This is a genomic window from Bacillus sp. FSL R10-2201 (assembly GCF_038008665.1).
Lineage (GTDB): Bacteria > Bacillota > Bacilli > Bacillales > Bacillaceae_G > Bacillus_A > Bacillus_A mycoides.
Window position 1 is genome coordinate 2,584,600 of the sequence record NZ_JBBOZP010000001.1, and the last position, 26,897, is coordinate 2,611,496.

At 32.2% G+C, this 26,897-nt stretch carries 26 protein-coding genes and 1 riboswitch; of the genes, 6 read left to right on the plus strand and 20 right to left on the minus strand.

Going from position 1 to position 26,897, the window contains the following annotated elements; genetic code table 11:
- Positions 1-116 precede the first annotated feature (116 nt).
- Complete coding sequence (locus NSQ69_RS13255; protein ID WP_087973865.1) at positions 117-521, plus strand: PadR family transcriptional regulator; 405 nt, start codon at positions 117-119, stop codon at positions 519-521.
- Positions 522-623: 102 nt separating this feature from the next.
- Here NSQ69_RS13255 and NSQ69_RS13260 read toward each other — a convergent pair whose 3' ends face one another.
- The 6 genes from NSQ69_RS13260 to NSQ69_RS13285 form a co-directional block, all read right to left on the minus strand.
- Positions 624-779, minus strand: a complete 156-nt coding sequence (locus tag NSQ69_RS13260; RefSeq protein ID WP_000046089.1) for a DUF1540 domain-containing protein — start codon at positions 777-779, stop codon at positions 624-626.
- 73 nt (positions 780-852) lie between these two features.
- Positions 853-1,482 carry a Vat family streptogramin A O-acetyltransferase gene (locus NSQ69_RS13265; RefSeq protein ID WP_002127653.1) on the minus strand — a complete coding sequence of 210 codons (630 nt, stop codon included), beginning with the start codon at positions 1,480-1,482 and terminating at the stop codon, positions 853-855.
- Positions 1,472-2,755, minus strand: coding sequence for an MFS transporter (locus tag NSQ69_RS13270; RefSeq protein WP_002127654.1), 1,284 nt, complete (start codon positions 2,753-2,755; stop codon positions 1,472-1,474). The genes NSQ69_RS13265 and NSQ69_RS13270 overlap by 11 nt, the downstream gene beginning before the upstream one ends.
- 267 nt (positions 2,756-3,022) lie before the next feature.
- The gene (locus tag NSQ69_RS13275; protein WP_002127655.1) at positions 3,023-4,258 is read right to left on the minus strand and encodes a cytochrome P450 family protein; all 1,236 of its coding nucleotides are present in this window, start codon (positions 4,256-4,258) and stop codon (positions 3,023-3,025) included.
- Between the two features lie 160 nt (positions 4,259-4,418).
- Complete coding sequence (locus NSQ69_RS13280; protein WP_002127656.1) at positions 4,419-4,823, minus strand: hypothetical protein; 405 nt, start codon at positions 4,821-4,823, stop codon at positions 4,419-4,421.
- Positions 4,824-4,978: 155 nt separating this feature from the next.
- Positions 4,979-5,983 (minus strand): DUF1835 domain-containing protein, encoded by a 1,005-nt coding sequence (locus NSQ69_RS13285; protein WP_002013147.1) that lies wholly within the window; start codon positions 5,981-5,983, stop codon positions 4,979-4,981.
- Positions 5,984-6,269: 286 nt separating this feature from the next.
- On the opposite strand from NSQ69_RS13285, the gene NSQ69_RS13290 reads away from it, so the two are divergent.
- The 3 genes from NSQ69_RS13290 to NSQ69_RS13300 all read left to right on the plus strand — a co-directional run bounded on the left by NSQ69_RS13290 (position 6,270) and on the right by NSQ69_RS13300 (position 7,538).
- A complete protein-coding gene (locus NSQ69_RS13290) occupies positions 6,270-6,482 on the plus strand; it encodes a hypothetical protein (protein ID WP_002127657.1) in 213 nt (70 codons plus the stop codon).
- A 237-nt stretch (positions 6,483-6,719) separates the two neighbouring features.
- Complete coding sequence (locus tag NSQ69_RS13295) at positions 6,720-7,175, plus strand: MarR family winged helix-turn-helix transcriptional regulator (RefSeq protein ID WP_002127658.1); 456 nt, start codon at positions 6,720-6,722, stop codon at positions 7,173-7,175.
- A gap of 171 nt (positions 7,176-7,346) precedes the next feature.
- Entirely contained in the window at positions 7,347-7,538 is a 192-nt protein-coding gene (locus NSQ69_RS13300; protein WP_000369808.1) for a hypothetical protein, read from the plus strand.
- A 38-nt stretch (positions 7,539-7,576) separates the two neighbouring features.
- On the opposite strand, the gene NSQ69_RS13305 is transcribed toward NSQ69_RS13300, so the two are convergent.
- The 9 genes from NSQ69_RS13305 to NSQ69_RS13345 all read right to left on the minus strand — a co-directional run bounded on the left by NSQ69_RS13305 (position 7,577) and on the right by NSQ69_RS13345 (position 18,536).
- Positions 7,577-7,714, minus strand: coding sequence for a hypothetical protein (locus NSQ69_RS13305; protein WP_002127659.1), 138 nt, complete (start codon positions 7,712-7,714; stop codon positions 7,577-7,579).
- 39 nt (positions 7,715-7,753) lie between these two features.
- Positions 7,754-7,936 carry a hypothetical protein gene (locus NSQ69_RS13310; protein WP_033708104.1) on the minus strand — a complete coding sequence of 61 codons (183 nt, stop codon included), beginning with the start codon at positions 7,934-7,936 and terminating at the stop codon, positions 7,754-7,756.
- 1,101 nt (positions 7,937-9,037) lie between these two features.
- A complete protein-coding gene (locus NSQ69_RS13315; protein WP_002013140.1) occupies positions 9,038-9,805 on the minus strand; it encodes a DUF3959 family protein in 768 nt (255 codons plus the stop codon).
- Between the two features lie 210 nt (positions 9,806-10,015).
- Positions 10,016-12,397 carry a pPIWI_RE module domain-containing protein gene (locus tag NSQ69_RS13320; RefSeq protein ID WP_002127661.1) on the minus strand — a complete coding sequence of 794 codons (2,382 nt, stop codon included), beginning with the start codon at positions 12,395-12,397 and terminating at the stop codon, positions 10,016-10,018.
- Between the two features lie 331 nt (positions 12,398-12,728).
- Entirely contained in the window at positions 12,729-13,415 is a 687-nt protein-coding gene (tenA, locus tag NSQ69_RS13325) for a thiaminase II (protein ID WP_002032475.1), read from the minus strand.
- Positions 13,416-13,539: 124 nt separating this feature from the next.
- Positions 13,540-13,645, minus strand: a riboswitch (TPP riboswitch).
- 73 nt (positions 13,646-13,718) lie between these two features.
- Entirely contained in the window at positions 13,719-14,633 is a 915-nt protein-coding gene (gene ddlB, locus NSQ69_RS13330; RefSeq protein ID WP_002013134.1) for a D-alanine--D-alanine ligase, read from the minus strand.
- A gap of 4 nt (positions 14,634-14,637) precedes the next feature.
- On the minus strand, positions 14,638-16,086 hold the full coding sequence (gene pdxR, locus NSQ69_RS13335; RefSeq protein ID WP_002185703.1) for a MocR-like pyridoxine biosynthesis transcription factor PdxR: 1,449 nt from the start codon (positions 16,084-16,086) through the stop codon (positions 14,638-14,640).
- An 87-nt stretch (positions 16,087-16,173) separates the two neighbouring features.
- Entirely contained in the window at positions 16,174-17,208 is a 1,035-nt protein-coding gene (locus NSQ69_RS13340) for a homoserine dehydrogenase (protein WP_341099371.1), read from the minus strand.
- 86 nt (positions 17,209-17,294) lie between these two features.
- Entirely contained in the window at positions 17,295-18,536 is a 1,242-nt protein-coding gene (locus NSQ69_RS13345; RefSeq protein WP_341099373.1) for an esterase/lipase family protein, read from the minus strand.
- Positions 18,537-18,815: 279 nt separating this feature from the next.
- On the opposite strand from NSQ69_RS13345, the gene NSQ69_RS13350 reads away from it, so the two are divergent.
- Positions 18,816-19,157: a DUF3914 domain-containing protein gene (locus NSQ69_RS13350; protein ID WP_002127670.1), complete on the plus strand. Its 342-nt coding sequence runs from the start codon at positions 18,816-18,818 to the stop codon at positions 19,155-19,157.
- Positions 19,158-19,232: 75 nt separating this feature from the next.
- On the opposite strand, the gene NSQ69_RS13355 is transcribed toward NSQ69_RS13350, so the two are convergent.
- From NSQ69_RS13355 to abc-f, 5 genes are all read right to left on the minus strand, one after another.
- Positions 19,233-19,904 carry a lipoprotein BA_5634 family protein gene (locus NSQ69_RS13355; RefSeq protein WP_002127671.1) on the minus strand — a complete coding sequence of 224 codons (672 nt, stop codon included), beginning with the start codon at positions 19,902-19,904 and terminating at the stop codon, positions 19,233-19,235.
- Positions 19,905-19,973: 69 nt separating this feature from the next.
- Complete coding sequence (locus NSQ69_RS13360; RefSeq protein WP_341099375.1) at positions 19,974-21,905, minus strand: ABC transporter permease; 1,932 nt, start codon at positions 21,903-21,905, stop codon at positions 19,974-19,976.
- On the minus strand, positions 21,880-22,650 hold the full coding sequence (locus NSQ69_RS13365) for an ABC transporter ATP-binding protein (RefSeq protein ID WP_002127673.1): 771 nt from the start codon (positions 22,648-22,650) through the stop codon (positions 21,880-21,882). Before NSQ69_RS13365 ends, NSQ69_RS13360 begins: the two co-directional genes overlap by 26 nt.
- Positions 22,651-23,118: 468 nt before the next feature.
- Positions 23,119-23,712, minus strand: a complete 594-nt coding sequence (locus NSQ69_RS13370) for a GNAT family N-acetyltransferase (RefSeq protein ID WP_078206759.1) — start codon at positions 23,710-23,712, stop codon at positions 23,119-23,121.
- A 20-nt stretch (positions 23,713-23,732) separates the two neighbouring features.
- A complete protein-coding gene (gene abc-f, locus NSQ69_RS13375) occupies positions 23,733-25,361 on the minus strand; it encodes a ribosomal protection-like ABC-F family protein (protein ID WP_087996279.1) in 1,629 nt (542 codons plus the stop codon).
- Between the two features lie 516 nt (positions 25,362-25,877).
- Here abc-f and NSQ69_RS13380 point away from each other — a divergent pair.
- Positions 25,878-26,867: an aldo/keto reductase family protein gene (locus NSQ69_RS13380; RefSeq protein ID WP_002168252.1), complete on the plus strand. Its 990-nt coding sequence runs from the start codon at positions 25,878-25,880 to the stop codon at positions 26,865-26,867.
- Positions 26,868-26,897: the final 30 nt, after the last annotated feature.

The window sequence follows — 26,897 nt, forward strand, 5'->3', positions numbered from 1 at the left end:
GGCAGTTCATTTATAGCGCATAGGTAATCAGCTTTTTGTTAATCATGAGGTAGATATTTTTAACTAAAAAACCAATAATGGAAATATATTACAGCTTATGACCCGTTTTTACACGTATCTCGGCTGAACCCCATAATACACTGTATCCCGCTCTTCGGCGCTTCGAAAATATGGGGGCTATAATTAAACAAATACATAAACAAGTCGGAAAGCCGAATCGAAATATGTACGACATAACTGAAACAGGAGAAGAAATTTTTTCTGAAATGTTAAGAGAGTTTCCCGAAAAGATTGCGACAAATAACGCTGAGTTCCTTGTGCGTATCGCGCTATTTGAAAAACTTGATTACGAAGCTAGAAAAGAAATTTTAACAATACGCCAAGACGTACTACATAAACAACTTACTGCTATTCAATCTTTACATGTTAGCTCATCTTTTATTACAGAAGTCATTGAATTTAGTAAATCACGTATTGAACATGAATTGCTCTGGATTGCATCACTTATGAAGAAAATATGAAAAAATAAAAAGAAAAGTTAAAAACAATGAATGAAAATGAGATTTATTATCAATACTATAATTAATAAAAGGGCAACCACGATTTGGCTACCCTTCAAAAATTTATACTTCTGGATCAAAAGTTTTGCAATCTGTTTCTTCAGTTGTAGATGCATGTTTACCTTTATGACTTACTACATAAATTGCATCTGCACTACATTTATTGCCGTTAGCCCAAAATTTACAGTTGTTTACTTCACATAAAACGTCTTGTGCCATAGTATCACACCTCCTTGTTCTATTATCATTAACAAAATTCGGAGGTATGATACTCTTTGTCATGCATTTTTTATTACCTTTTTAACTTTCTTAATGGTTCAATATCTCCTTGTACAATAGCATCTATATTTTCGGTTATTTTTTCAATGTCAAAATGCCACCATTGAATTTGCAATAATTCTTCTATTATTGTATTTGTGAATCGTTCCTTTATTTTATTTGCAGGGTTTCCGCCAACAATTGTATATGGTACGACATCTCTAGTCACGACAGATTTAGCTGCAATGATTGCACCATCCCCTATTTTTATTCCGGGCATAATAGTTGTATCCATACCAATCCAAACGTCATTTCCTATAACTGTATCACCTTTGTAAGGTAAATCAGACAAACTAGGTGTATACTTCTCCCACCCATTTCCAAATATATTAAATGGATATGCCGAAAATCCATCCATCCGGTGATTCGCTCCGTTCATAATAAAGGTAACTCCATTTGCAATACAACAAAACTTTCCAATGGTAAGCCTATCCCCAATAAATTCATAATGATATAATACTCGATCTTCAAATGTTTCTCCATCTTTCGCATCATAATAAGAATAGTCACCAACAAATATATTAGATTTCGTTATTGTATTTTTTATAAAATGAACGTTTTGATTTCCTTCAATAGGATATTTAACATTTGGATTAGGATTCATGTTGCACAGCACTTCCTTTACCATTCATTTCACTTTCTACTGCTATTACTGGCTTTAAATTGTATATAGGTAAAATAAACAATAATCCAATTATAAATAGTAGAGCCGTCCCCTCGTACATCGTACCTAATGAAAACATCTCCTTTAAGGAACCAGCTATACTCATCGTTACTACCATTGAACCGGTGAATAGTGGACTTAAAATGCCGTTCACGCGACCAATAAAATCGGTATCGCTATTTTGAATAATGAGCGTATTAATACCAATTTGGATACATGGAAGAGCTAAACCACTAAAAAGTTGTGCCGTAAGTGTCACCCATAAATTTGTGGAGTAGCCTATAATACCAATTCCAATTGCCTGACCGAGCATCCCTACAATTAACATCTTTTGGGGAGCAACGTTTTTCGCAAATACCATCGCTAAAGCCCCGCCAACAATCATTCCCGCACCATTTACTGTTAGTAACCATTGTAAACTCTCTTTTGATAACCCTAACTGCTCAGTCACAATAAAAATGCCTAGTGGCTGAATTAAACCTATACCTAGTCCAGCTGCCATAAAACAAAACCCTAGCAAAGTTAATGCTTTTTTCTTTTTTACATATTTAATACCATCCAGCATTTCCTGTAACAGCGTAATTTCTTTCTTCTCATTATCATTCTCAAGATCTTTCGGAAGAAATAACAACACAGCTGCTGCAAGTAAAAAAGCGATACCTGTTATGATGATTGAAATATAAATTCCAAAACTATGAAAAATAAATGTTCCAAGAATCGGTCCTAACACCATAAAAATCGCAAATATTGTTTGATATATAGACATCGCTAATTGAATTTGTTCCGTTGATAAATGCTGTTTAAACAACTTCATACCAGATGGTTGAGAAAACTGCGAAAGGATTGCAGAAATAAGCGTCACAAAAAACACGATTTTCCACGTTCCAAACATAAGAGTAATTAATACAGCGAATACGGAAATAGAACTTAACGTCTCACACCATATCATTGTCTTCTTTGGCTTCCACCTATCAGCAAAAGTTCCACCAATGAATGAGAAAATAAAAATGGGAGCAAATTCAGCAACCGAAATCATCGAAATAGCAAAAGCATCACCTTTCGTCATTTCCATAACATAAAGTAATATCGCAAAGTTACGAACCCAAATACCAACTTGTAAAAATAATGCTGATGCTAGAATCCCTTGCACAAATCGATTTTTTAATACTTGTGATACCCCATGATTTTGTTTCGTTTCTGCAGTCGTCGACATAAAAAATCCTCCTATTTCGTGTTCTGAACAGGAGGCAGCACAAATCATATGAAAAGACTATATATTCGCAGTGCGAAACACATCCCTTTTCTATACATGCACATACTAATCCTATTCAGAAGAATATTTCGTTTTTTAACGAAGATCTCTTACAAATAGAATTAGTTGATCATTGGGATGTTTTCACCCTTCCGTTTCGAATTTAAATAACACATACATACTCTATGTTAATCATTTGTCATGTATGCATGTCTCAATATAACTATTCTAAAAAGACAATGGTAATTCCTCTAAAGAACGCATTAAATAATTACCTTGCCAATTAATTTTTTCACGCTCACCTTTTATTTGTAACGATGGCATCCGTTTAAACAAAGTAGTAATAGCAATCTTTGCTTCCAACCTAGCAAGTGGAGCGCCTAAGCAGAAATGGCTACCATGCCCAAAGGCAATATGACGGTTATTTTCTCGTGTAATATCAAATACTTCTGGGTTTTCAAATACTGTTTCATCACGGTTTGCTGAAGCTAATGCGATAATAACCATATCTCCTTTTTGGATTGTTTGTTCGTGAATTTGAAACGGCTCAGCCGCCCATCTTGCAGTCGTCACCTCAACTGGAGAATAATAACGCAATCCTTCCTCAATAGCTGAATCAATTAATTTCGGATTATCTTTTAATAATTGTAATTGCTTCGGATTTTCAAGAAGTGCTAATACCGTATTCGTAATTAAATTCACTGTTGTCTCATGTCCTGCTACGATTAACAGCATTATCATTGAATATAGCTCTGGAGCACTAAGTTTATGCCCTTCATTTTCTGCAAGTATTAGCGCACTAACCAAATCTTCTTTTGGATTTTTTCGTTTTACATCAACTATATATTGAAGATATGTAATAAACTCAGATAGTTGTTTTTCGGTTTCTTTTATTTCTTCAGGTGTTTCTGGCGATGCAATGACAGCATGAGACCAAATTCTAAATTTCGCTTGATCCTCTTTTGGAATTCCAAGCATCTCACTTATTACAATAATCGGTAATGGGAATGAATAATCATCCACAAGATTTAATGTACCTTTTCGCTCTATCTCATTTATTAAATCATCCGCTACTCTCTGAATTCTTCCGTCTAATTGTGAAATCATCTTTGGTGTAAAAGCTTTTTGAACTAAAGATCGTAAACGACTGTGATTAGGTGGATCTGAATTTAACATGTGCGTTGTTAAATGATCACTATTGTCAACAGAAAGATACATGTTCTTTGTATCTTGAGAAAACACATTTGCCATATCTTTTTTTAAACGATTATCTTTTAAAAGTGGCAGAGCATCTTCATATCTTGTAATGAGCCATTCTTTACCGATTTCAACTTCATTTACAAATAATATAGGTTGCATTTTTCGTGACTCTTTATAAATTTCATATGCATCTTCTTTAAACTGAGCAGAAGCTAAATTAATGCCATCTTCTATTTTTCGGCCAACCTTATTTTTAATTGACATTACATTCCCTCACTCTCAATTATTTTTAAAAATCAACCCAATATTTGAATTATACTTCAATAAGAACTGAAAAATTGTAAATTTTCAATTAAAATCTTACTTCTAATATTGAAAAATAAAAAAGTGAGAGAGTAAAATCATTCTACCCTCTCACTTCCCATTATGCAAAGCACATAAAATTACTAATTTGTTGATATCGATAACTTACTTTACGGCGGCGACCAGCTTGCCAAGTGTAGCCGGATACCCCACTTCTTCTTACTTCTGTCGGAAAAAACCATAAGTCTCTTCCGAAAGGTCCAGGACGATGCAAACGTAAATAGCCCCATCTTCCTAGACAGTTACACATCCATGATTTCATATTCCCTGCTTGTGCTGGAGAAGCAAATGTGGATGGTAAAGACGGAGCTTGTGACGGTGGTGGTGACGTTGGAGCATCTTCCGCATCATCTGGTCTATAATCTTCTAGTTCAACCTCTCTAACTTCGATATCAGGTTCATATCCGTATTGTTGTGGATTATAATACATCGTTTGATCATATGGATAATTTTGTTCGTTATACATATTAACAAATCACCTTCTTTTCATTCATTACCTTTAACATTCATATGTGATATGACACCTATCGGAAGCTTATGTATAGCCCAAATTAAACTAAAAAAATAAAGCTCGTATCTTTTTTTCAAAAATACGAGCTTTTTTATAAACGGAATATATTATTATTTTTTCAACTTCACACTATAAAAACGCATTTCCTCTAATAAACCTTCAAATTCAAATACCTCTTGTTTAATTAATACTTTCAAGCGATACTCTAAGAAAGTATCCCCAACTAATTGCTCTACAAGGCCAAGCGCTTCACCAATTACTCTCGGAGCTTTAAGGAAGTCTTTATCAGCACCTACTTTTTTCGCACACTCAATAATGAATTGGTCAAAATATTCTTCTTGTACAGAATGCACTTCATTGTCTTTCCAAACTCTTAAAAATTCCATGCTATTCGATAAACTATCCCACTCGTGTTCAAGATTCACTCTACTTTTTTTAGTTAAAAACGGTGATTCTGCAAAACTATTTTGGAAAGTAGCTAAACTTTCGGGCGATAATTCTCCCGTTCCACGTATATCATACTCTTGGTTTAATATTTCTCTACTCATTTCAGATGTATTAATGATTCGAATATTTTTCTTACCTTTTAATTGCGCCATTACAAAACAAAGGCCTACATGTTCATGTGCGTTATCTGCCTTCCAAATGGTAATCGGTGTTTCATTAGGAATAGAATGTAGCTCTTCTAAAGTTTCCATAAATTTTGGTAAATATTCTTCTTCAAAATAACTATCATAAGAAGTTAAGTTGTTTAATAACCATTGCTGTCTTGCGAGTTGCCCTTTATTCGTATGTAATTGATTAATCGGTCCAATTGAAAAGAATTCAGAGAATGCAACAACACTCTCCTCAAATAGTTCTTCTTGACTTAACATATATTTTAAACACCCAGTTGTTGAATCATCAAAAGCGATATGAATGTGTGTACTTTCTTTTACATTCTTTTTATAAGATGTATTACTCGTTAGTTGCTTAGGTATACTTATCAAGTGTTTAATCGTATCTTCACTATAGTTCTCTTCTAATAAATCTAATTGTATAAGAATGCTTTGCAGTAAATGTTTTGCTTCATCTTCGTACATATCCTCTACAACATTTTTGATTTTATCTATCATGTAAATCCCTCTATTCATTACTAAAATAACGTAGATTATAGTGTATCATTTTAGTAACGGTGTTTTAAAGTTTTTTATAGATTATATCTAATTATAATTTCATATTAGTACAGTGATATATTAGCGTTAATTTATGTTTATTTCGTATAGATGTTAACATTTCAGTACACTTCTTCTATTACACATCACTTTCACGATATTTTTTATTTATTTTTAAAACGCTTTGTAAATTCTTTTATTTAAATGTATATTTATATAGAAAATAAAAATTATAGGAGCAATATCTATGGAAAAAGTACATACTTATTACAAACATTATTTAAAAAATTGGAGATTTATGTTCATCTGCATATTACCTGCTGTTGCTTTATTATACACTTTCGATGTCATCTTTGAACTACTGTTCCACCAAGATTTCTACTTGTCTAATTTAATATCTGCCATAATATTATTTTTATTATTTATTAATATTAAAGATAAGTTTCAAGTCAAAGATTAAAGAAATTTATGATAACTTCTGTTTTAATTTTGAATACTTTATTTTTGAAAGTGCTCTGCTTTATCAAAAGGTGATGCGACGTTCATCACCTTTTTTTATTTCTACAAAATGAATTTTTTATTAGGTTTTTTATCAATATCGTTTATTGACTTTCCCTACAATTTGATTCAAAATAAAATAGTTCAGCAATGAACAATTTCGAGTTGAATTATTTTAAAATGAAAGGAAGTTATTACTTTGAGTCTACATAAACAAGGTATCAAACAAGCCAGTGAAATTGTCCATTCATTTGTAAAAATAAACAAAGAAATTATAAAGTTTACTCATCAAAACGCTTCTACGTTAGGATTAACAGTTCAACAAATGGGCATCTTAAATTCAATTTATGCAACTCCTAATACTACTCTTAAAGATATCTCAGAACGCCTTTCAGTTCCTAAAAGCACAATGAGTGTAAATGTAGATGAGTTAGTTAATTTAGGATTAATTGAGCGAAAACAATCACATGAAGATCGTAGAGAAATACAATTAAAAGTAACAACAAAAGGACAAGAAATATCTAAGAGATCCATTGAAAACTCTACTTCTTATAAAGCAATGGAACTAGCACTAGAACAACTGTCTGAAGAAGATATCCAAACCTTATTACGTATCCATAATGACTTACTAAATTCTCTACAACATTTTAAATAATTCGTCTCAATCATTTTTCAAAACCAATCTGATTTTTTGTTTTTGATTTATGAAACAGCTAGCTTTTGCTAGCTGTTCTTTTTATGGTTCTTTATCATTCTCTTGAGATTAAATGACTAGAACAAGCATACCTTGTCATATGTTTTAAAAAAGATAAGGGACGTGACAACATTGGATAACAATAACAATCAATTTGTTTTTCATACAATAAAAAGTTCGGCAATTAAAAAATTTGTAATTATCGACTTAATTACTGGAACAGGAATTTATTGGACCGTAAATTTCATCTCCTCAAGTGCATTACTTGCAATTATTAGTTGTGTTTTGGGAACAAAAAAAATAAAAAAAATGCAACAGTCTTAAAACTCCAAACAAAAATCTATCTGACCAAAATGAAATTTCTATAACAAACCGTTATGTTTCTGCTTGCAATCTTTATAGTAGTTTTTGAATTGGTGTCTTTCCTTTTTAAATGTGCCCTTATATTTCTTTAGAAACTCATCATCCGACATAACTTTCACGTCAACGGTTTCAGGCATTTTCTTCATCCTATTTAATTTCTCTCATACCGTTTCCCTTCACTTGTCCACTTCTTCTTTATCTTCCCAAATCGGTATTTTTTCTTGTCCACCTCTTTTTTTCGGTTGTATATCAAGGGATCTATCCAACTGGTGTAACTCTTCACCAGTTGGGCACGCTTTATTCATTAGCTGAATGACTGTAATAACAACGTCTATCTTTTCGCTCGATGATATCGTCAATTTCGTATGTGACTTGAGTTCGTTATTCTTTTATTAGTCTCATATCATTCATCTACAAGGCTACCTTGATCGCCATATTTAGTGCTTTCGATTAGTTAGCCTCTTTTATATTCCACGTAATTGTGTGATATTCATTATTTTTTTCCCCTTTGCTTCACTGATTAACTGAGTGATTTCATATACACCATATAGAATATATTCCACCAGACTTCACTCCTTGAATACTTTTCAAAAAAACAATACATACTATTTTCAAGCCGCTGTATCCACGGCTGGTACTTCTTTCTTTTGTTACAGCGAAGCAGATAGGTTCTTCACTTATCTGCTTTCTCTGTATATTTTTAAAAACATCGTAAACACTACCTACAAGCTGTTTGAACTATCAACTTCACTCTTCTTGTAATGGGAAAGCAAATTATCACAATTGACTAACTCATTCGACTAACTGGCAGACAACTAAAATTGCTGTCTGCTTTGTGTATGAGATTTTATATTTTACATATACTAGTTTTGAACCTGTAGACCAATACGAGCCATTTTGGTGTTTTGAATTTCCTTTCTTGGGATAAGTATATTTTACTTATCCCTTTTTTATTGTATAGATAAATACACTTAGGTTAACAATAATTACAAGCAGATTTTCTGTTTATTCGTAGTTCTAAACCAAAATGTTTTTCTCCTTTAATGGACAGTAGGTACGACTGCTTGTCCTTTTTTATTTATATTTCATACGCTCTTTTTTGACTGCTTCGAATCACTCTATCCTCTTCATCGAAATAAATAGCCCTAAATAAGAATGACCAATATGCGGTACTATATCTCCATCAAATAAAACAAAGGGATTTTCCAAATAGTCGATGTTTGCAACCATATAAAATAGGCAGTTTCTGATTACCCAGAAACCGCCATACATAAAGATTTGTTAAGTATTAATTTCTTCTCATTACTAAAATGTATTATGTAAGTACTAGTAGTTTATATATTTCACTGGATAATTGCTAATAAACATGTGAGAGATAAAAAAGCACACAGAGGAATATATAAAACCCCTTAATGATTTATCAATTCTACGATAAATCATTAAGGGGTTAACTAATTTTACTATGCATTATGCCTATTTCTTCGACGTTCCATCCTTGTTTGTCCTTGGATAGCTTCTACTTTATATTGCGGTTCTTGCTCTATCATTTGATTTGATTGAGCCGGTTCATCATAATTACGCTCATAAATTGTTTCTGGTGTTTTTCGTTTAGAAGATTTCCCACCAAACTTTAATAATTTTATCTTAAACTTTGGTAATCTAGGAATACGAATTTTAAATGTTGGTTTGTTGCGTTTCTTTTTTTGTTTAAATATATTTGTATTTTCAACTTTATTATCTTTTTCTTTTCGATGTAATAACATCGCAAGTAATCCACCTAATATAAGTCCTCCAACTAAAAGGAGAATATATAAGTAATGGCTTGTCATTAAACTAGTCATACGCTCAAGTATGACTAACGACTGTACTTCTTTTATATCCCATAGTAAGGCGGTCCATAATGAGAATAAGCCCAAAGTAAGCCCGTATGTACGAAACCGGAATAAACACGGAATTAACGCAATGCAAGCGGCGATTTTCGCGTTCGCTATTATTGAACTTATTGAAATATCCTGATTCCAAATGACTAACAGTAATGTTATAAATGGTGCATACGCTATCCAGCTACATATACGTGAATATATCTTTTTCGCAAAGTAACTACCGAAACTAGTAAAAAATAAAAGTCCTCCAATAAATAAAGATTGTTCAAGAGGGATTTGCTTTAACATTCCTGCAATTGGAAAGAGGCCGCTCAGTAGCATTAATAATACATCTAATTTCTTCACAATTCCCCATTCCTTTCAAATTTTCTTTTCAATTAATAAAAATCGCTTTTCCATATGATGTAGTTTTTGTATTTCTAAAAAACATCTTAATCCTGTATGTAAATAAAGTAAATACGTAAAAGAAAAGATACATGACAAAGGATAGCCTTATTTACATGAAAAAATGACAAATCCTGCTCATTATTACTAGCAGGATTTGTACACTATTATTTATATTAATATCAATGTATCTTCTTTTTCTAAAATTATTACATCTTCATCTAATTCGTCATTGAATTCTTTAAACTCCCTTGAATCAATATCGGTAGTATAATTTTTAATTAATTTAACCATATGCATTACATACGTATTATGAGTATTTTGTTCTGAGAGCAAGGTTGATTTACAGCACATGTAATGTATCATTTTGGCGATTTCTTCTCTCTCTTCAGATTTTACACCAAGCGGGATAACTTCGAGTATGTACTGCTGTACTATCTCATTACAATCTAATTCGTATGCAGCCGTGCTATAGTAAATTCCCATTTGATCTACAAATAATCTCGTTTCATTCATAACATGTTCTTGGTCTCTAACAATATAGTTCGGTACATCTGAGTTAGTATTAATTCTAATTATGTTTATATCCTCTTTTAAATTTGAGATTATTTCAGGTGAAACCCCAATATTAACGCTTTTATTTTGCAATTCCTCTATCCAATATTTCCTCATATTGGCATCTACAATAAAATAAACTTCTTTATTTTGTTTATGTGCATCTTGTGAAATTTCAACTAATGTTTCTGACATAAATTGTTTAAAACTGACTCCTATATCATTCCTTTTTGATGGTTGTGGTAAAAACACTTTATTATTACCTATATTTAATAAAGTATGATCAATTGTGCCCCATTCTTCTTGACCATATAATTTATATAATATTTCTCTCCCATTTATTTTTGAAAAAATAGGTAAGAAATCATATTTAGACATTTTCTCAATTGATAAATTTACAATTATCCCCGGTAATTTTATCTTATTCCAACTACACTTTAAGAACCCCTTTTGTTCTAACAAACTAAGAATGGCATTAATAATTTCTTTTTTAGATACACTTTGTCCGATAAATAAATTAATAAATGCTGAAATACGTTCCGTTTGAGCGAATCCTTCCCGAATAATTTGCTTTGGATTAATTTTTTCGCGACCATCACAATTTTTTATTGCAATTAATGCTAATTTCATTTCATTTTGCTCACCTGCCGTAGCATGTACAGCTTTTACGACATCGTCTACTAGTTTCTTTTTGTTTTTATGGCTATATTGCATTCTATATGGATTTTGTAACAATTTCCTAATGTTATATCTTACTATTTTTAACAACACCGGATTGTCTGCATTTAATACATAGGAGGAATCTCCGTTTTGAGCTAAAACTATTTTGCTATCTAATAACGCTTGTTCTATCTCTATTACTATATCATCTGACCATACTTCTAACGTAATTGAGTCTAATCCCTTTGGGGCAAATAAAGGTAATAACTCATTCTCATTATTAGTTAATACATTTTCACATTCTGGAAGTAACGTGAAATATGGGCATATTCGTTGGAATTCATTAAAAAGTTCCTCTTTTTCTCTTACTTTTATACCAAATTTTATTTTTGTTCCTTGAACTTTATATATATTTTCGTTATATGGAAGAAGCACTCTTATCTTTGTTCCTCTAATATACTCTTTCGGACATTGGAGAATGTTCTCTAATTTAACTTCTCCCCCTATCCTATAATCATCTTTTAAATTTCTAAAACGTTTAATCCACTTTATTCCTTTTACAGCTTGTTGTACTTTTAACTTTACAAATCTTTGCTTTTTATTATTTGATTCAAATTCAGGAGTTGAAATCAGTATTTGGCTCCGCTTTCGCCCTAAAAGTATAGGGATATCTTTATGATTATATTGTTGATAAAACCTCCTAATCCCTACAGATACTTTTAATAGCGGAATATTCTCACCTCCACGAGTTACGTATTCAAACCGATATACATAAGAGAAATAATCATGTGTTTCTTCATCTTTAATTGGCTCAGACATCGCTTCAGAAACATGTTGTGATCGCAGTGGTGAAAAATATATTTCTTCCTCATTTTTATTTTCCATACGTAAAGGCTGTTCGCAAAAAATATGAGTAATTAGAGCTGGTACCCATTTAGAAAACGTTTTTTTATCATGTAATGCTGGTAAATTACTAATTAAATCATACTGCCATTCTAAATGTGGTGGATCTATTAATTTATTAGGTTTCCAATCATGAATAACCTCATACCAGCTTTGGAAAATATAGTCTAACTGTTCTTGTTTCATTGGTTCTTTTGCTACAATCCAGGGCGTATCTTCCTTTAATATATATGGATTATGCTGAATGAATAATATATCAGAAAACATTTCATACAATCTTTCATTTACAAGTTTTAATTTGCTCGTTAATAAAAATGTTCTATAATGTATCTCTACAATCTCAAGCCATTCAATAGGAAAATAAATATACGATACTTTCTCATTATAGAGGGGTTCTACTATATTTTTAAATGCTAATAACTGTAATTTTTCCATATTATTAATACTTCCTCTCTTAATTTATATTGATCATGAGTAATACTAGAAAAGATACCAATTTTTTAAGCATTAACGAATCAATTTTTAACCAAGCACATTAAAGGAAATAGCTAAATTACATTTGATTATACAAATAAAACATTATTAAAATCAAATTAATATAAAGTAACTATTAACATATAACTACCTCCTTATGGGACTTTATATTATAAAATCATTATAATTAATTATTATATTTTTTATCTATGATTTACAAAAAAATTACAGAAACTAAATATAATAAAAGGTATCGCCTCTTTATATAGCGATACCCTTTATACACTCTTAATTAAATAACACCTTTTACTTCTTCATTCACCGGCCATTTTTCTAATGTATATGCCATTTCCCAAAATGAATATTCATATTGACTACTAAAAATAAAATGTTGTCTCATACGATTACGGTCTGCCTCTGTTACTTTTTCAGCGATCGTATCTAATCGTGTGATTTGCTCTTCTACTAGAGTACGGAACCAATCAGATCCATATGCAGAAATCCATTCTTGATAAATTGGCTCTTCTGGTTGACATTCTTTTAATCGTTCACCGATTTCATAATATAACCAATAACAAGGTAAAATAGCCGCAATAATATCTCCTAAATGCCCTTCATAAGCTGCACGATACATATGAGATGTATATGCATATGCAGTTGGCGCAGGAATAAAATTATCTTTTTCTTCTTTTGTAATCCCTAATTTCTTTGCGAAATTCTCATGTAATGATAACTCAGCTTCATACGTATTTTGTGCATGGTGTGCCATACGAGCTGTCGTTTCTAATTCAAGAGCCTTTGCAGCACCTAACGTTTGTACTCTAGCAAAATGACTCAAATAATAAGAATCTTGAAGCACATAATATCGAAAACTAGCTAAATCTAATGTTCCTTCGCCTAGTTTTTTTACAAAAGGATGGTTAAAACTTGCTTCCCAAATTGAATCTACTTCTTTACGTAATGATTGTGAAAAAGTCATTTAATTACCTCCAAATAATGTAAAAAATATACGTATTTATCCACGATTATTAAAGCTGTAAAATAAAAAAACCTTCTTTACAGGCGTAAAGAAAGTGAAATTGACAGTATTTATTCGTTAAATAGCAACGTCTTTCCCACTTCCCTACGCTGGCATTAACCAGATCAGGTACTAAGAGTCTCAAAATTTCATCTGATCTCAGCCTATAAAAGGCCCCCCTAGTGGACAAATATTTAGTTGTCGTATTGTAATTATCATAGCATAATTCGTGGAACTGTCAAAAGAATTAATTATATAACTACCTTAAAAACCTTCTTCTTTCCTTACTTTTAATGAAGTTTCAATGATCATATCTAATAGTTTGCTATAATTAATTCCCGCTGCTTCCGCACTTTTTGGCAGTAAACTTGATTGTGTCATCCCTGGTAATGTATTAACTTCCATTACATATGGAATTCCTTCCTTCACCATCATATCAACCCTTGCATAAACACTACATTTTAATGCTTTATAACAAGCCAGTGACGCTTTATTTACACGTTCCTTTATTTCAGCTGGAAGTTCGATAACTTCTTCAACTGTACTAGTATCATCATATTTTGCATTGTAATCAAAGAACACAGCAGCATGTCGAATCGAAATGATAGGTAACTGTTGCCCATCAAAAATTGAACATGTAATCTCGTCACCTTTTATATACTTCTCAATTACTACTTCAGAATCCCATTCGAATACAGTTTCTAGCATAGAGATTAATTCATTTTTATCATAGACAATCTTAACTCCAACACTTGAGCCGCCAGAGTTTGGTTTTACCACTAACGGAAATCCTAATTTATCTAACTCCTCAAGCTTTAGATCCTCCATTTTTGTAAGTTCAATCCAATCTGGTGTTTCTACTCCTTCATAACGCAAAATCTTTTTTGAAATATTTTTATCCATACATATACCGCTAGATAACATATTGCTGCCGCTATATGGAATACCTAAACTCTCAAGCGTCCCTTGAACCGTACCATCTTCTCCGTATTTTCCGTGTAATGCTAGCAATGCAAAATCAATATCTTTCGCTTTTTCAATTAAATCCATTTTTTCATTTAACGTAATTGGAACGATTTCATATTTACTCTTATCTAAATGTGCAATCATTTCATTCCCAGTCATAATTGATACTTGTTTTTCAGAGGATACTCCTCCCATAATAACGCCAATTCTCATTTTCTCAACTCCAAGTTTCATTTTTTAAAGTTTCACCAATTATTTGAATCCCGCTAACAATTTCCTGTTCTTTCAAACGTGAAAATCCTAATCGGAATGTGTTCGCTCCTCCTCCATCAGAGTAAAAAACATCTCCAGGAGAAAACGTAACTCCTTTCTCATAACACTTTTGTAAAAGTGTGCGGGCTTGAATTTTTTCTTCCAACTCTATAAACAAATGAAGTCCACCGTCTCCAGTCATTCTTTTAAACGGAATGTACTGATTACACGCCCCAACAGCTAACTCATATTTTTTCTTATAAACAGATCTTGCTTTTTTTAAATATTTTTCAAAATATCCTTCATGTAAATATTGAAACAGAACAGCTTGATCTAACGTAGATGTGTGAATGGTTCTGGCTCTTTTAACACTTTCTAAATAATGTATCAGTTCTTTATCTGCAATGATCCAACCTACACGTAAACCAGGGAAAAGTACCTTTGAAAAGCTACTAATATAAATCACATTATTACCAGCCCCTGCAAAAGTTAATAATGGCGATAAATGTGAACCCGAATAACGTAATTCTTCATTAAACCCATCCTCTATAATAGGGATCTTGTATTTTGAAAATAACCTCATCAATTCCGTTCTTTTCTCCGAACTCGTAACAATACCAGTTGGATTATGATAAGAAGGGATTAAATACGCGAAATCAAAATCCTTTTCACGCAAACTTTTTTCTACTTCATTCGTATCAATACCATCATCATTCATATTAATTCCATGAACTTCAAGTCCATGTAAACGAAAAAGCTTCAATGCAGCATGGTGAGTTGGGTTCTCACAAATAACACGCCCTGATTTCTTCGATAAAGAAGATAACACAATATCTAATCCTTCTGTAAATCCATTTGTAATTAGAATATCTTTGTTCGAAATATCTACACCTTTCATTTCCATGTAATGAAGTAAATAATTCATTAACGGTCTATAACCTTTTGCATATCCGTAGTTCAATACGATATCCCCTTCAATGGACATACGAGTAAGAAAAGCTCTTTTGAAATTTTCAACATCAAATAGCTTTTCGTCCGGGGCTATACTATTAAAAACAATCATTCCTTTTTCCCAGCGAACTCCATGCTTCATTAAGTCTAATTCATCCGCTAATGTGGTAACTGTATTAAGTTTATTTTTCCAATCTATTTCAACAGACGAGGTGTTACTTATATCCACCTTCGCAACGAAATTTCCTTTTCCTTTAACTGCATAAATGAGTCCTTCTTGTTCTAAATCCGCATATGCAGAGAGTACTGTATTTCTGCTCACTGATAATAATTCACTTAGTTCCCTTGTTGATGGGATTTTTTGGTCCCCCAACAAATGCCCTTTCATAATCATCTTTTTTAAATAATCCTTTAATTGAATATAAACGGGACGATCTTTTACAACTTTAAAATCTTTAAACAATTTCTTACCCCCTGCAATTATTTTTGCATATTTATTTCATTCTCAAAAGGTCCACTACATATGTATTTTTTATTAATAGCGGTACGGTTATAAAGCCTGTAAATCATTTCGATATAAATTGATTACATCTTTTAAAGCAGCAGCTGCAGCTCCGCGTGGATTAGAAGCTCCACCAATTGTAGTGACTTGTCCCATTGTATCTGTAAAGAACGTAATTCCTTTTTCCGTGCCATTTATATTTGCTAACGGATGTTCTTTCTCTAAATTACAAGGTTGTACACTAAGGTTTACTTTTCCATTATCATCTTTATATGCTGATGCAATTAATTTAATTGATTTATTTTGTTCCTTTGCATTTTGAATTTGTTGCGTTGTAACGTGCTCTATTCCGTTTATTTTTATATCTTTGAGTGAATAATCGTTTCCCATTAAACTATTCGTCAAAAGTAATAATTTACAAGCGCTATCCATCCCGCTTATATCTAATAACGGGTTAGTCTCCGCAATTCCTTTATTTTGTGCTTCTTGCAATGCTTCTTCAAACGTCTTATATTCTTCATGCATCTTTGTAAGAATATAATTTGTTGTCCCGTTCAATATTCCTTCTATTTTTTCAATATGGCAACCTGCTAAACTTAGTTGTCCAATGTCTAATGTCGGTAACGCCGCGGCAGTTGCACCGCTATATCGAATGCGTGAGCCTGAAATACGTGCTGCTGTATTCAGTTCACTCCAAGCTGTAACAAGTGCACCTTTTGAAATAGCTACTATATCCATTTGATTTTCAATAGCTTGTTTCATATACTGTTTCCCTGGATTTCCATTTTTAAGATTTGTAGCAGTTGATTCAACCAATACAGTACCATTTATATTAATCGTTCCGCGTTCCTCTGGATAATGTTCGATATATTTTTCAATTGCAGCAGAACCATCACCATACGTCAATAAATCATTAATCTGCAAACCTTTCCCGTTATGTATTGCAATATTTCTTCCTATCACTCCAATAACAACTAAGTCAATTCCATATGTTTCATTTATATATAAATATTTTTCATTTAATAATTTTATAAACTCTCTTCCTACTGTCCCATATCCTGATAATACAATTTGAATTTTCATAATATCCCCCCATATTTTTATACCAAATCCCTCTTTCAATATAATATAAAGCGCCCTCGAATTCCATCGAGAGCGCTTTATATTATCTATTTCGGTAGACGTGATAATTTTCCAACAATTGTTCTATAAAACTCTTGAATGTTAGAAAAACCTAACGTGTCTGAAACACTAAGCCCTACCATATCAAGATGGTCCCAATTTGCTTTCGTTTCAATATGATTCCATTTTCCAATTTGTAAAGACTCATTATTATTTACAAAAGTATTAGACGCAGGCGCAATCATAGAATTTGTATTTACTACACCATCGTTTTGCCACCAAGAAGTATCTATTAATGGTCGGTTTTCTTCATATCTTGCATAAGAGCCTAAGAAGAATGCATTCCCCATTAGCACTTTATTCATTGTTATATGCGGTAGATGCAAACCTGTGATAGGTGCTGCTTGCGATGCATGTCCACTATAGGATAAGTAATATACATCCGATTGCGTCTTTACCCAATTATTTAACTCCTTTGCTCCATCAGTACTTAAATCCCATTGACTAATATCTTTTGTATTCTCCCAAATTGAACTATTTAAAATACGATCAGTATATTGGAAAAAGGACTCTCCAGCATATTTTTTCATACCCCATTGATCCAATTTAAAATCATATAATGTTAAATTATTGTTTCCTCCTAAACTCGCAGCTGTAATGAGAAAATCTTTAACGAATGGCAATAGAAGACTCCCGTCTGCAAGTGTTGTCCCATTATGAGGAGTTGCTAATGTTGTAACACTATGAACATACGATTTACCACCTTCAAATAGTGGTGATATCTTTGTGTTCGGATGATTTTTCATATAATTTTTTTCTTCATAACTTCCTTCTTTTAATAGCTGTACTAATGTTCTCGTCGTTTGTCCTCCCATACTATGCCCAACTAAATGAACTTTATTTGTTTCACTCCAATTCGGTGCAAAACCACTATATGTTCTACCAAAACGATTATGTCCATGTTTCTCAGCATGTGCCGCACCATAATCTACTGTTCCACCGTTAATTTGCGCGTATAATTCACATGCACGGTCCCAATTACTAGAAACAGGGCCAACAGCAGCCGTATGAACTGTATAACCATTTCTTTTTAAGTCTTCCTGTATATCATGAACACCACCCCAATATTTTACCCCTAGCATTTCTTCCCTACCCCATCCAGCAAATCCATTCACTAAAATGATAGGATAATTATTTTGTTGTCTCTCTTCAGCGTAAGTTGTTTTCGCTGCGAATGAACAAACAGTCACTAATGTAAAAAAACATACTTTTAAAAATAACTTCCCCATACTTTCTCCCCCTAATTAAACGCTTTCATTTTTCTGTGAAAAAGATTGACACAATCAGTTTTTAACTTAAACATAATGTAAAGTATTTTATATACGTTGTATATATAGAAAACATATACAAATGTTGATAAATATTAATTCTAGTAAGCAGTTACTTTTTATAACACAACTTGTAAATCTGATTATTTGAATTTATAATTAAATATAGTTTCCTCATGTTAAATGGATTTAAAAATCATAAGAAAACTAATTTCATTGCTTGAAAAGGAGGAAAAAAGCATGCAAGTCGGATTAAACATTCATACATTAGCTCAACCTTCTAAAATAACCCCATCTAATCTTGAGCATAATACTATCTCTTCTACTAAGCATGAAGATAAGAAATCTAATGATCTAATCAAATTTGATATTCGTACATCTGAACAAGAAATGAAACAAGCGGATCATAAATTTAGCGAATTAGACTTATGGAAAATGCTAAAAGACAAAGGTGTACCTTTATGGATGATTTTAGAAATGTTACAGAAATTTCGTAAAGAAAAGGAATCTCAAAATGGTTCGGTTCAACATTCAAATGCGATTGAAGAAACGAGCGAGACTCGATTAAATGAAGTCATGTAAACTATGTTATCTGAATGGTCTATAACTAAAAAGAGTTCAAGGTTGATAGAAACTTTATCAACCTTGAACTCTTTTTTAAGATTTTTCTTCAATCGTTAAAAACTGAACTGATACTTCTCCCTCAAAATCTTTAATTAGCTTTCTTACTTTTACATTTTCATTAACCAATGTATTATCTGTCGACATTTTAGGTTTTTCGTCACCTAAAGATTTTTTTAATTGAAGAAGATGCATTTTTGTTTCATTTGCTTTTATTTCCTTATATATATTATTTTTGGATACAATCACATACCATTGCGTTGGATAATTACGCTTGTTACCTATCCAAGCGTCACTATTGTATATGACAGGGACCTCTTTTCCTTCTAATTTAATACTTTTCAAAGTCTTTTCGTCTTCTTGTGCAAACAGTAGAGAACCCTCTTTTGGGAATTTCGGTAACGTATTTACAGGCATAAAATTGGAGCCATTATCTCGTTTACGGAAAACTTTAGCTTTAATCAATGCTTGTGCTGTAGACTCATTTAAAATTAATACCTGTCCGTTTCCATAAGTACCTGTTTTCACAGAAAACACTTCATTTTCTTTCGTAATTTCTTGATAACGATTAATAATTGGTGAAATTTTATTTTCATTTCCAATGATTAATAAACCGTTTGCAGGAAATGGATTCTCCTTTTTAGAACATGCACTAAAACTTATTAATAGTAGTATCGTTAACATAAAAATAGTTAAAGTTCTTTTCATCGCGTTTCCTTTCATCATACAGTTCATTTTTTCCACATACTTTAATGTAGTCTTACAAGCTAATAAACTCTATTGCTCCATAACCTTATAAAGCTTTTGCAGGTAACGCCAACGGGTTATAAAGAAATATAATACTTGTATACATATAAATGAAATTAAAATAACGATAGAGCTATTAATTATAGAAAAATCGACTAATTGCTGTAATGCCGTATAAGCGACTACAGTATGAATCACTGCAACAACAATCGGTAAGAAGAACATTAATAATAACTGTCTCGTTACAATTTTTTTTAATTCTCGTTTACTTAATCCCATTTTCGAAATCATTTTATATTGCTGTTGATCGCGATCCAAATCAGTATATAATCGGAAATAAATAAAACTAGCAGCGAATGTGAAGAAGACGATTCCGACTAAAACACTTGCCATAAGTAATAATCCATTCGTTTGCTTTGCACTTAACAAATCTATAGTTAAAGCCCGAAATTGAAAATTACCTACTCTAGTATCTTTCTCAAATCTACTAATTAATTCGTTTGAAATTCCCTTCGTTTTCATCCAATCGTCTACAACAAATCCGTAAGTACGATATTGAATGTCTTTATTAACTGGGTCACTAGTAAGAGGTATTCCATCATATACCTGATCTTTAACAGCGATATAAATAGTTCTAGAATCATGTGGTAAAACTAAATTTTCTACGGCTTTTTTCACATGAAATGTCTTTGTCCAATCTCCTTGAATGACTTCTATATTCTTTTTATACTCGCCATTTTTAAATTCTTGTTTTTGTGATACGACTCCAGGAATTAATAAAATTTCATCTTCTTTTTCGATTGTTTCTTGTTGATAGCCTAGTGCTTTAGCAAGATCGTTATATTCACTTAACTTCATTACATCTACACCATTTTCCGTGTATATATATGAAGATGAAGCCATTCGATACGGAATATTAGCATCAGAAAGGTGTTTTTTTATAATAGAAAGATTTTTATTTAATACTTTGTCGTTTTCAAAACTTCCATACAAAAATGTATAGGGATTTGTCATCCTTACCAAATCCCTATTTCCAATTGCAGCTGTTGTACCAATCGCTGTAAATGCAACTGCTGAAACAATAGATACTATAAAAAACATCGTTGCATTATCTTTCATACGGTAAATTAATTCAGAAAATGTTAATATATTTGTTCTCTTTAAAAAGAAAGATTCTCTCCTTTTCGCAAGGTGCAATATATAAATGCTACACTGTGTATATAAAAAGTACGTTCCTATAATTACTAGGAGCACCCCTATTCCAAGCGTAATAAAATTAGTACTTGGGATAAAGCGAAATACTGAAAAATATCCATACCCTATACTAATTAAAGAAAGTAGCGATAATAAAATTGATGCTTTCGGTTCTGGCTTTGGCTTTTCCTCTGCTTGTATAAGTTCCACAAGTTCTGTTACTTTTATCATTTTAAATGTAACGAGCGAAACAATTAAAAATAATAAAAGAAATGTGATGACTGTTAATAATACGGCCTGCACTGGTATATAAAAAGGCAAACCATTACTAATCATTAATACACTTGCGCTTATCAATAAAACTAGTTTAGAAAATACGAGTCCAATTAGAATTCCTATACAAATTGAGCCAAGTCCAATCAACATATTTTCAATTAATAATAATTTCTTAAGCTGTCTCATTGACATACCTTGCATCATTAATATCCCAAATTCTTTCTTACGCGTTTTTAAAAATGAACTAACTGAATATAGAATGAAGAAAAATGAAAATACAAAAATCAAGCCTTGCGAAACTGAAAATCCCAATGTACCAAATGCACTTATTGTTGCACTTGTCGATTTCAACTCACCTTGTAAATCAGGATGAAATAATAAAAGAGCATACGTAAAGAAAATCATAATAGAAAATGCACTACTTAAAAAATGAGCTGCATATGTACGCTTATTACGAAAAATATTATTAAATGCGAACTGACGAAAAGTCATGCCTTTTCCCTCCTAACAAAGAAAGGACATCCATAATCTTTTGATAAAATGCTTGCCTACTTTCACCACAATAAATTTCGTTATATAGTTGACCATCTTTAATAAATATGACTCTGCTGCAAAAACTCGCTGCATACGGATCATGTGTAACTAACATCATCGTAGCTTTTTCTTCTTTATTCAAAGTATCTAGCATCTCCATTACATCATTTGAAGATTTAGAGTCTAAATTCCCTGTTGGTTCATCTGCAAGTAATAATTGCGGCTTATGAACAATTGCACGAGCAATTGCTGTTCTTTGAGCTTGCCCCCCTGAAATTTCAAAAGTTCTTTTACTCAATATATCTGTAATATTTAATTTCTCTGCAATTTCTACAACTCGTTTGTTCATTTCTTGTACAGAAACACCATCTAATGTCATCGGCAATACGATATTTTCCTTTACTGTAAGTGTGCTAAGTAAATTAAATGATTGAAAAACAAATCCTAATTGTTTCCTACGGAATAAAGCCAAATTATCTGATGTCAACTGGAAAGGATTTGTACCATTTATTAATATTTCTCCCGATGTTGGAGAGTCGATAGTAGATACCATATTTAATAACGTTGTTTTCCCGCTCCCTGATGGCCCCATAATCCCTATAAATTCACCTTCTTGAATTGATAAATCAATATCTACCAATGCTTTAAAAGGTACTTTCCCTTTATATACTTTACTAATACTTTTTGCATGTAGAATTTCCATTTATATTCTCCCTTCATTTGCACTTCTCACAATATAGTGTAAATGAATTGTCTTATAGCACATATTGATTCATCTTTCATTTATCTTACACGCTTGTAAGATTTCTAAAAAAACTGATAACAAAACTGTTTTCAAACTATAATTAACGATTATTCATCTTATAATATCTATATAGTAGCATAAAATACAATGCTACTTATTTCTGGTTGCCAGGACACCTTGTAAGCCTATTAAATATATAAATAAAAGTGGGTTTAAGAAACGATTATCATCATTAAAAGTTGCTGTATTCCTTGTATTCTTTATTAGCAACATAAAATATATTATAAAGAATAACTATAGAACTTCAAAACGATGAATAATAACTTATAATTCATAAGTATAATCCAAAAGTAAATAGTACATAAAAAAGCTTAGAGCTTTAGCTCTAAGCTTTTTTAAAATCATTTCATTCCATTATAACTCCTTTTAAAGAGCAATATTTTTTATCCACTCTGATTTGCTTAATAAATAATGATTATATAGTTGGTTTTCTATCGTCTGTTGGCTCAAATAAGTAAATCCACATTTTTCAATAACTTTATTTGATGGTACGTTGTTAATTAAAGCAATTGCGTTGAGGACATCTACATTTGTATTTTTAAACAAATAATCAATTAACCCTTTAGTCGCTTTCGTAGCGTAACCATCGCTTTGATACTCGCTTGAAATAGCATACATTATTTCTCTATTTGGTGAAGGGAGTTCTTCTTTAATGCTTGTGCAGCACCATCCAATAAATTCATTTGTATCTTTATTAAATATTCCTAGCTTTAATATATGATCATCTATGTTACATGTATTTTTCACTGCATTAAGAAATGCTTTATTTGCTGGTATTTCATCATTAATAACCCAGTCAATCCTTTGTTCTTTCGTTGATTTCCAGTCTGGTAAAAACTGTTCTATTTCCGGTTGATTCGATATTTTATAAATACTCTCCGCATCTTTGATAGTAAACTCTTGCAAGTATATATCTCCACAGTCTATTCTAAATAAATTAGTCGAACTCTCTTCTCCCATGTTAATCCCCCTTAATTATATTAAAGCGCCTTAATCTGCTTCGTAAGTTCTATAAAACGTGCATCAAGTTCTTTATATTCTTTATCGTTAGAAGTTAAGAAACTTAATTTACCTAATACTTCTTGTCGCTCTGTTTCTAACGTTAAACGTAGCTCTTCAATATCATCTCTTGTTTTAATAGGTTCCTCTAGCTGCTTTTGTATCGTATTATTTGAAAACACGAGTTTCGTGTTAGTTGTTTTCTCTAGAAAATATCGATCGTGAGAAACTATAACGAGTGTTCCATTATACTCAGCTAATGTATTTTCAAGCTGTTCACGTGAAGGGAGGTCAAGGTGATTCGTCGGTTCATCTAAAATAAGTACATCTTTTTCATCTAAAATATAAGCCATTAACTTGCATTTTACTCGTTCCCCCATACTCATATGCTCAATCGGCTCTTTCCATTGAGAAGCTTGGAATCCTAAATGTTTCATTAAATTTTGGACTTTTCCTCTTTCTTCAAATGTCTCTTTAAAAAATAAATCTTCTGGTGTTTTATCCAGTGGTAAATCAAATACTTCTTGTGTTAAATAACCGATGTTTGCAGATGGTGAAATCCATACTTCTCCTTGTACAGTTTCCGTTCCCATAATCATCTTCAGTAATGTTGTTTTCCCGCTACCGTTTGGTCCAACAATCGCAACCTTCTCACCGTGCTGGATTGTAAAATTAACGTTTTCAAATAATGTCTTTCCATGAAAGTCTTTTTTTAATTTCTTTACTTCTAAAAAGCGTTTTCCTACTTTTTTATTCGCTTGAATAGAGAACTCCACTGAATACTCTTCTTTCAGACGTTCTACTTTCGTTTTCTCCAGCTCTTTTTCGAGACGTTTTCGTTTTGACTTCACTTGCGCATCCATTCGCTTCGCTTTTACACGATAAAACTCTTTAACTCCTTCTTGTTTTGTAGACTGTGCGTGTGCCTTTTGTGACCATGAACTTAATTCTTTTATATGTGTTTCTACTTGTTCTATCTTTTTTTGTTGTTTTTCATATTCACGCTGCTGCGTCATTCTTTTATGCTCACGTGCTTTCATATAACTCGTATAATTACCGATATGGTCAATTAATTTCTTATCCTCAATTGACCATATTCTAGTTGCGACAACATCTAAAAAGTATCGATCATGCGATACAACGATAACTGTACCCTTCATATTTTTTATTTGCTTAATGAGAAATTCCGTACTCATCTCATCTAAATGATTTGTCGGTTCATCTAATATTAATAAATTAGGATTTTCGGCAAATCCTTTTGCTAGTCGAACTTTCAGCTTTTCACCACCACTTAAAGTAAGAAAATCGTTCGTTGGCACGCCCCATTTCGCAAGAAGTTCTGCTTCTTTTGCAATCATATCATTACTAATAAAAGATTCTATTTCTTGTTCAACATATGCCGTTGTCATATTCATTTGCTGCCATTCAACAATCCCTTTTGATGGCTCAATCTTCCCATTTATTAATTGAAGTAACGTTGATTTACCGGCACCGTTTTTACCAATTAATCCGATAACATCCCCTTGTTTAACTGTCACATTCATTTTCTCTAACAAAGTATTTTCCTTTATTTCAACATAAACATCATTTAATTTTAAAAGTTCTTTCATAATACCGATCCCTTTCATTAAGGGAGAATAAAAAAATCCTCCCAAATAAATTTGGCAGGATTAGTCATTAAAATATTTATACCCAAATAAGCTATTGTACAACATAAATAGCAATACCGTTGTATGGAAATTGGGCAGACTAATCCTATTTTTTAGAAATTGAAATTTATTTAATTTCAACATTTAAAAATAAGATTAGTTAATCATCGTCCACCCATCAATCCTTTCCATCATAAGTAACCATATTGTACCATACTAGTATGGTATGAGTAAATGCAATTATATGTGCTGTCATAAAGATTACTGTCTTCTAGGTCTATTTATCATTTCTTAACTTCATATTGAACAAGCATAAATTACATTTGTTGTACTAATTTCTTTAGATTTCCCCAGTAATAAACTTCTAAGTACTCCCTCTTATATAATTTTTATATAAATTTATGATTAATTATATATTATACATACTACATTTCAGTTCTTATAATAAAGTTATCATTTTTAAGGAGGGATTCTACAATGGAATTTAGCAAACTAGGAAACAGTGGATTAACAGTAAGTAAGATTGCATATGGGAACTGGATAAACCATGGCGGGAAAGTAAATGAAGATATTGCAAATGATTGTGTGAAAGCCGCACTGGATGTCGGAATTACAACGTTCGATACTGCTGATGTTTATTCGGACACGATAGCCGAGGAAGTACTTGGCCGGTCTTTGAAAGGTATACGACGAGAAAGCATAGAACTATGTACAAAAGTATGCCATCCGACCGGACCTGGAAAAAATGATCGTGGATTATCGAGAAAACATATTATAGAAAATTGCAATGCATCGTTACAGCGGTTGCAGACAGACTACATTGATGTCTATTATGCACATAGATTTGACTCAACAACTCCCCTTGAGGAAACGATGTTAGCTTTTGCTGATCTTGTAAGACAAGGTAAAGTCCTTTACTTAGGCGTAAGTGAATGGACATCAGAACAAATTACCCGCGGTGCAGCACTTGCACGAGAATTGAACATTCCACTTATCGCTAGCCAACCTCAATATTCGATGTTGTGGCGTGTTATTGAAACTGATGTAATACCAACATGTCAACGTGAGGGGCTTGGTCAAGTTGTTTGGTCTCCCCTTGCACAAGGTATTCTCTCAGGAAAATATCAACCTGGTAAACCCTTGCCGACTCAATCACGTGCTAATTCAGATGCTGGTAAACCATTTTTCCACAAACTCGTGCAACGTTGGATGAGTGATGATGTACTCACCGCAATTCAGAAACTCAATCCCATCGCGCAAGAAACTAATCTTACCCTACCACAACTCGCAGTTGCTTGGGTACTACAAAATCCAGCTGTTTCCTCTGCAATTATTGGCGCTTCAAACCCGGAGCAAATAAGAGAAAACGTAATTGCTTCTAGTGTTAAATTGCAACCTGAAATTATGGATCAAATTGATAGCGTACTAAAAGGTTTCGTTGAGTACGATCCGAGTAAAACAGGTTGAATCATCAGTGACTTTAAAATAAAAATAGAA

Excerpts from the sequence above, each read along its gene's own strand:
- NSQ69_RS13260 (WP_000046089.1), bottom strand. The coding sequence starts at position 779 with ATGGCACAAGACGTTTTATGTGAAGTAAACAACTGTAAATTTTGGGCT.
- NSQ69_RS13370 (WP_078206759.1), bottom strand. The coding sequence starts at position 23,712 with ATGGGAGAAGAGAGTTCGACTAATTTATTTAGAATAGACTGTGGAGAT.
- abc-f (WP_087996279.1), bottom strand. The coding sequence starts at position 25,361 with ATGAAAGAACTTTTAAAATTAAATGATGTTTATGTTGAAATAAAGGAA.
- NSQ69_RS13320 (WP_002127661.1), bottom strand. The coding sequence starts at position 12,397 with ATGGAAAAATTACAGTTATTAGCATTTAAAAATATAGTAGAACCCCTC.
- NSQ69_RS13280 (WP_002127656.1), bottom strand. The coding sequence starts at position 4,823 with ATGTATAACGAACAAAATTATCCATATGATCAAACGATGTATTATAAT.
- NSQ69_RS13270 (WP_002127654.1), bottom strand. The coding sequence starts at position 2,755 with ATGTCGACGACTGCAGAAACGAAACAAAATCATGGGGTATCACAAGTA.
- NSQ69_RS13340 (WP_341099371.1), bottom strand. The coding sequence starts at position 17,208 with ATGAAAATTCAAATTGTATTATCAGGATATGGGACAGTAGGAAGAGAG.
- NSQ69_RS13305 (WP_002127659.1), bottom strand. The coding sequence starts at position 7,714 with ATGCCTGAAACCGTTGACGTGAAAGTTATGTCGGATGATGAGTTTCTA.
- NSQ69_RS13350 (WP_002127670.1), top strand. The coding sequence starts at position 18,816 with ATGCAAGTCGGATTAAACATTCATACATTAGCTCAACCTTCTAAAATA.
- NSQ69_RS13380 (WP_002168252.1), top strand. The coding sequence starts at position 25,878 with ATGGAATTTAGCAAACTAGGAAACAGTGGATTAACAGTAAGTAAGATT.
- NSQ69_RS13355 (WP_002127671.1), bottom strand. The coding sequence starts at position 19,904 with ATGAAAAGAACTTTAACTATTTTTATGTTAACGATACTACTATTAATA.
- ddlB (WP_002013134.1), bottom strand. The coding sequence starts at position 14,633 with ATGAGAATTGGCGTTATTATGGGAGGAGTATCCTCTGAAAAACAAGTA.
- tenA (WP_002032475.1), bottom strand. The coding sequence starts at position 13,415 with ATGACTTTTTCACAATCATTACGTAAAGAAGTAGATTCAATTTGGGAA.
- NSQ69_RS13360 (WP_341099375.1), bottom strand. The coding sequence starts at position 21,905 with ATGACTTTTCGTCAGTTCGCATTTAATAATATTTTTCGTAATAAGCGT.
- NSQ69_RS13285 (WP_002013147.1), bottom strand. The coding sequence starts at position 5,983 with ATGATAGATAAAATCAAAAATGTTGTAGAGGATATGTACGAAGATGAA.
- NSQ69_RS13365 (WP_002127673.1), bottom strand. The coding sequence starts at position 22,650 with ATGGAAATTCTACATGCAAAAAGTATTAGTAAAGTATATAAAGGGAAA.
- NSQ69_RS13265 (WP_002127653.1), bottom strand. The coding sequence starts at position 1,482 with ATGAATCCTAATCCAAATGTTAAATATCCTATTGAAGGAAATCAAAAC.
- NSQ69_RS13275 (WP_002127655.1), bottom strand. The coding sequence starts at position 4,258 with ATGTCAATTAAAAATAAGGTTGGCCGAAAAATAGAAGATGGCATTAAT.
- NSQ69_RS13290 (WP_002127657.1), top strand. The coding sequence starts at position 6,270 with ATGGAAAAAGTACATACTTATTACAAACATTATTTAAAAAATTGGAGA.
- NSQ69_RS13345 (WP_341099373.1), bottom strand. The coding sequence starts at position 18,536 with ATGGGGAAGTTATTTTTAAAAGTATGTTTTTTTACATTAGTGACTGTT.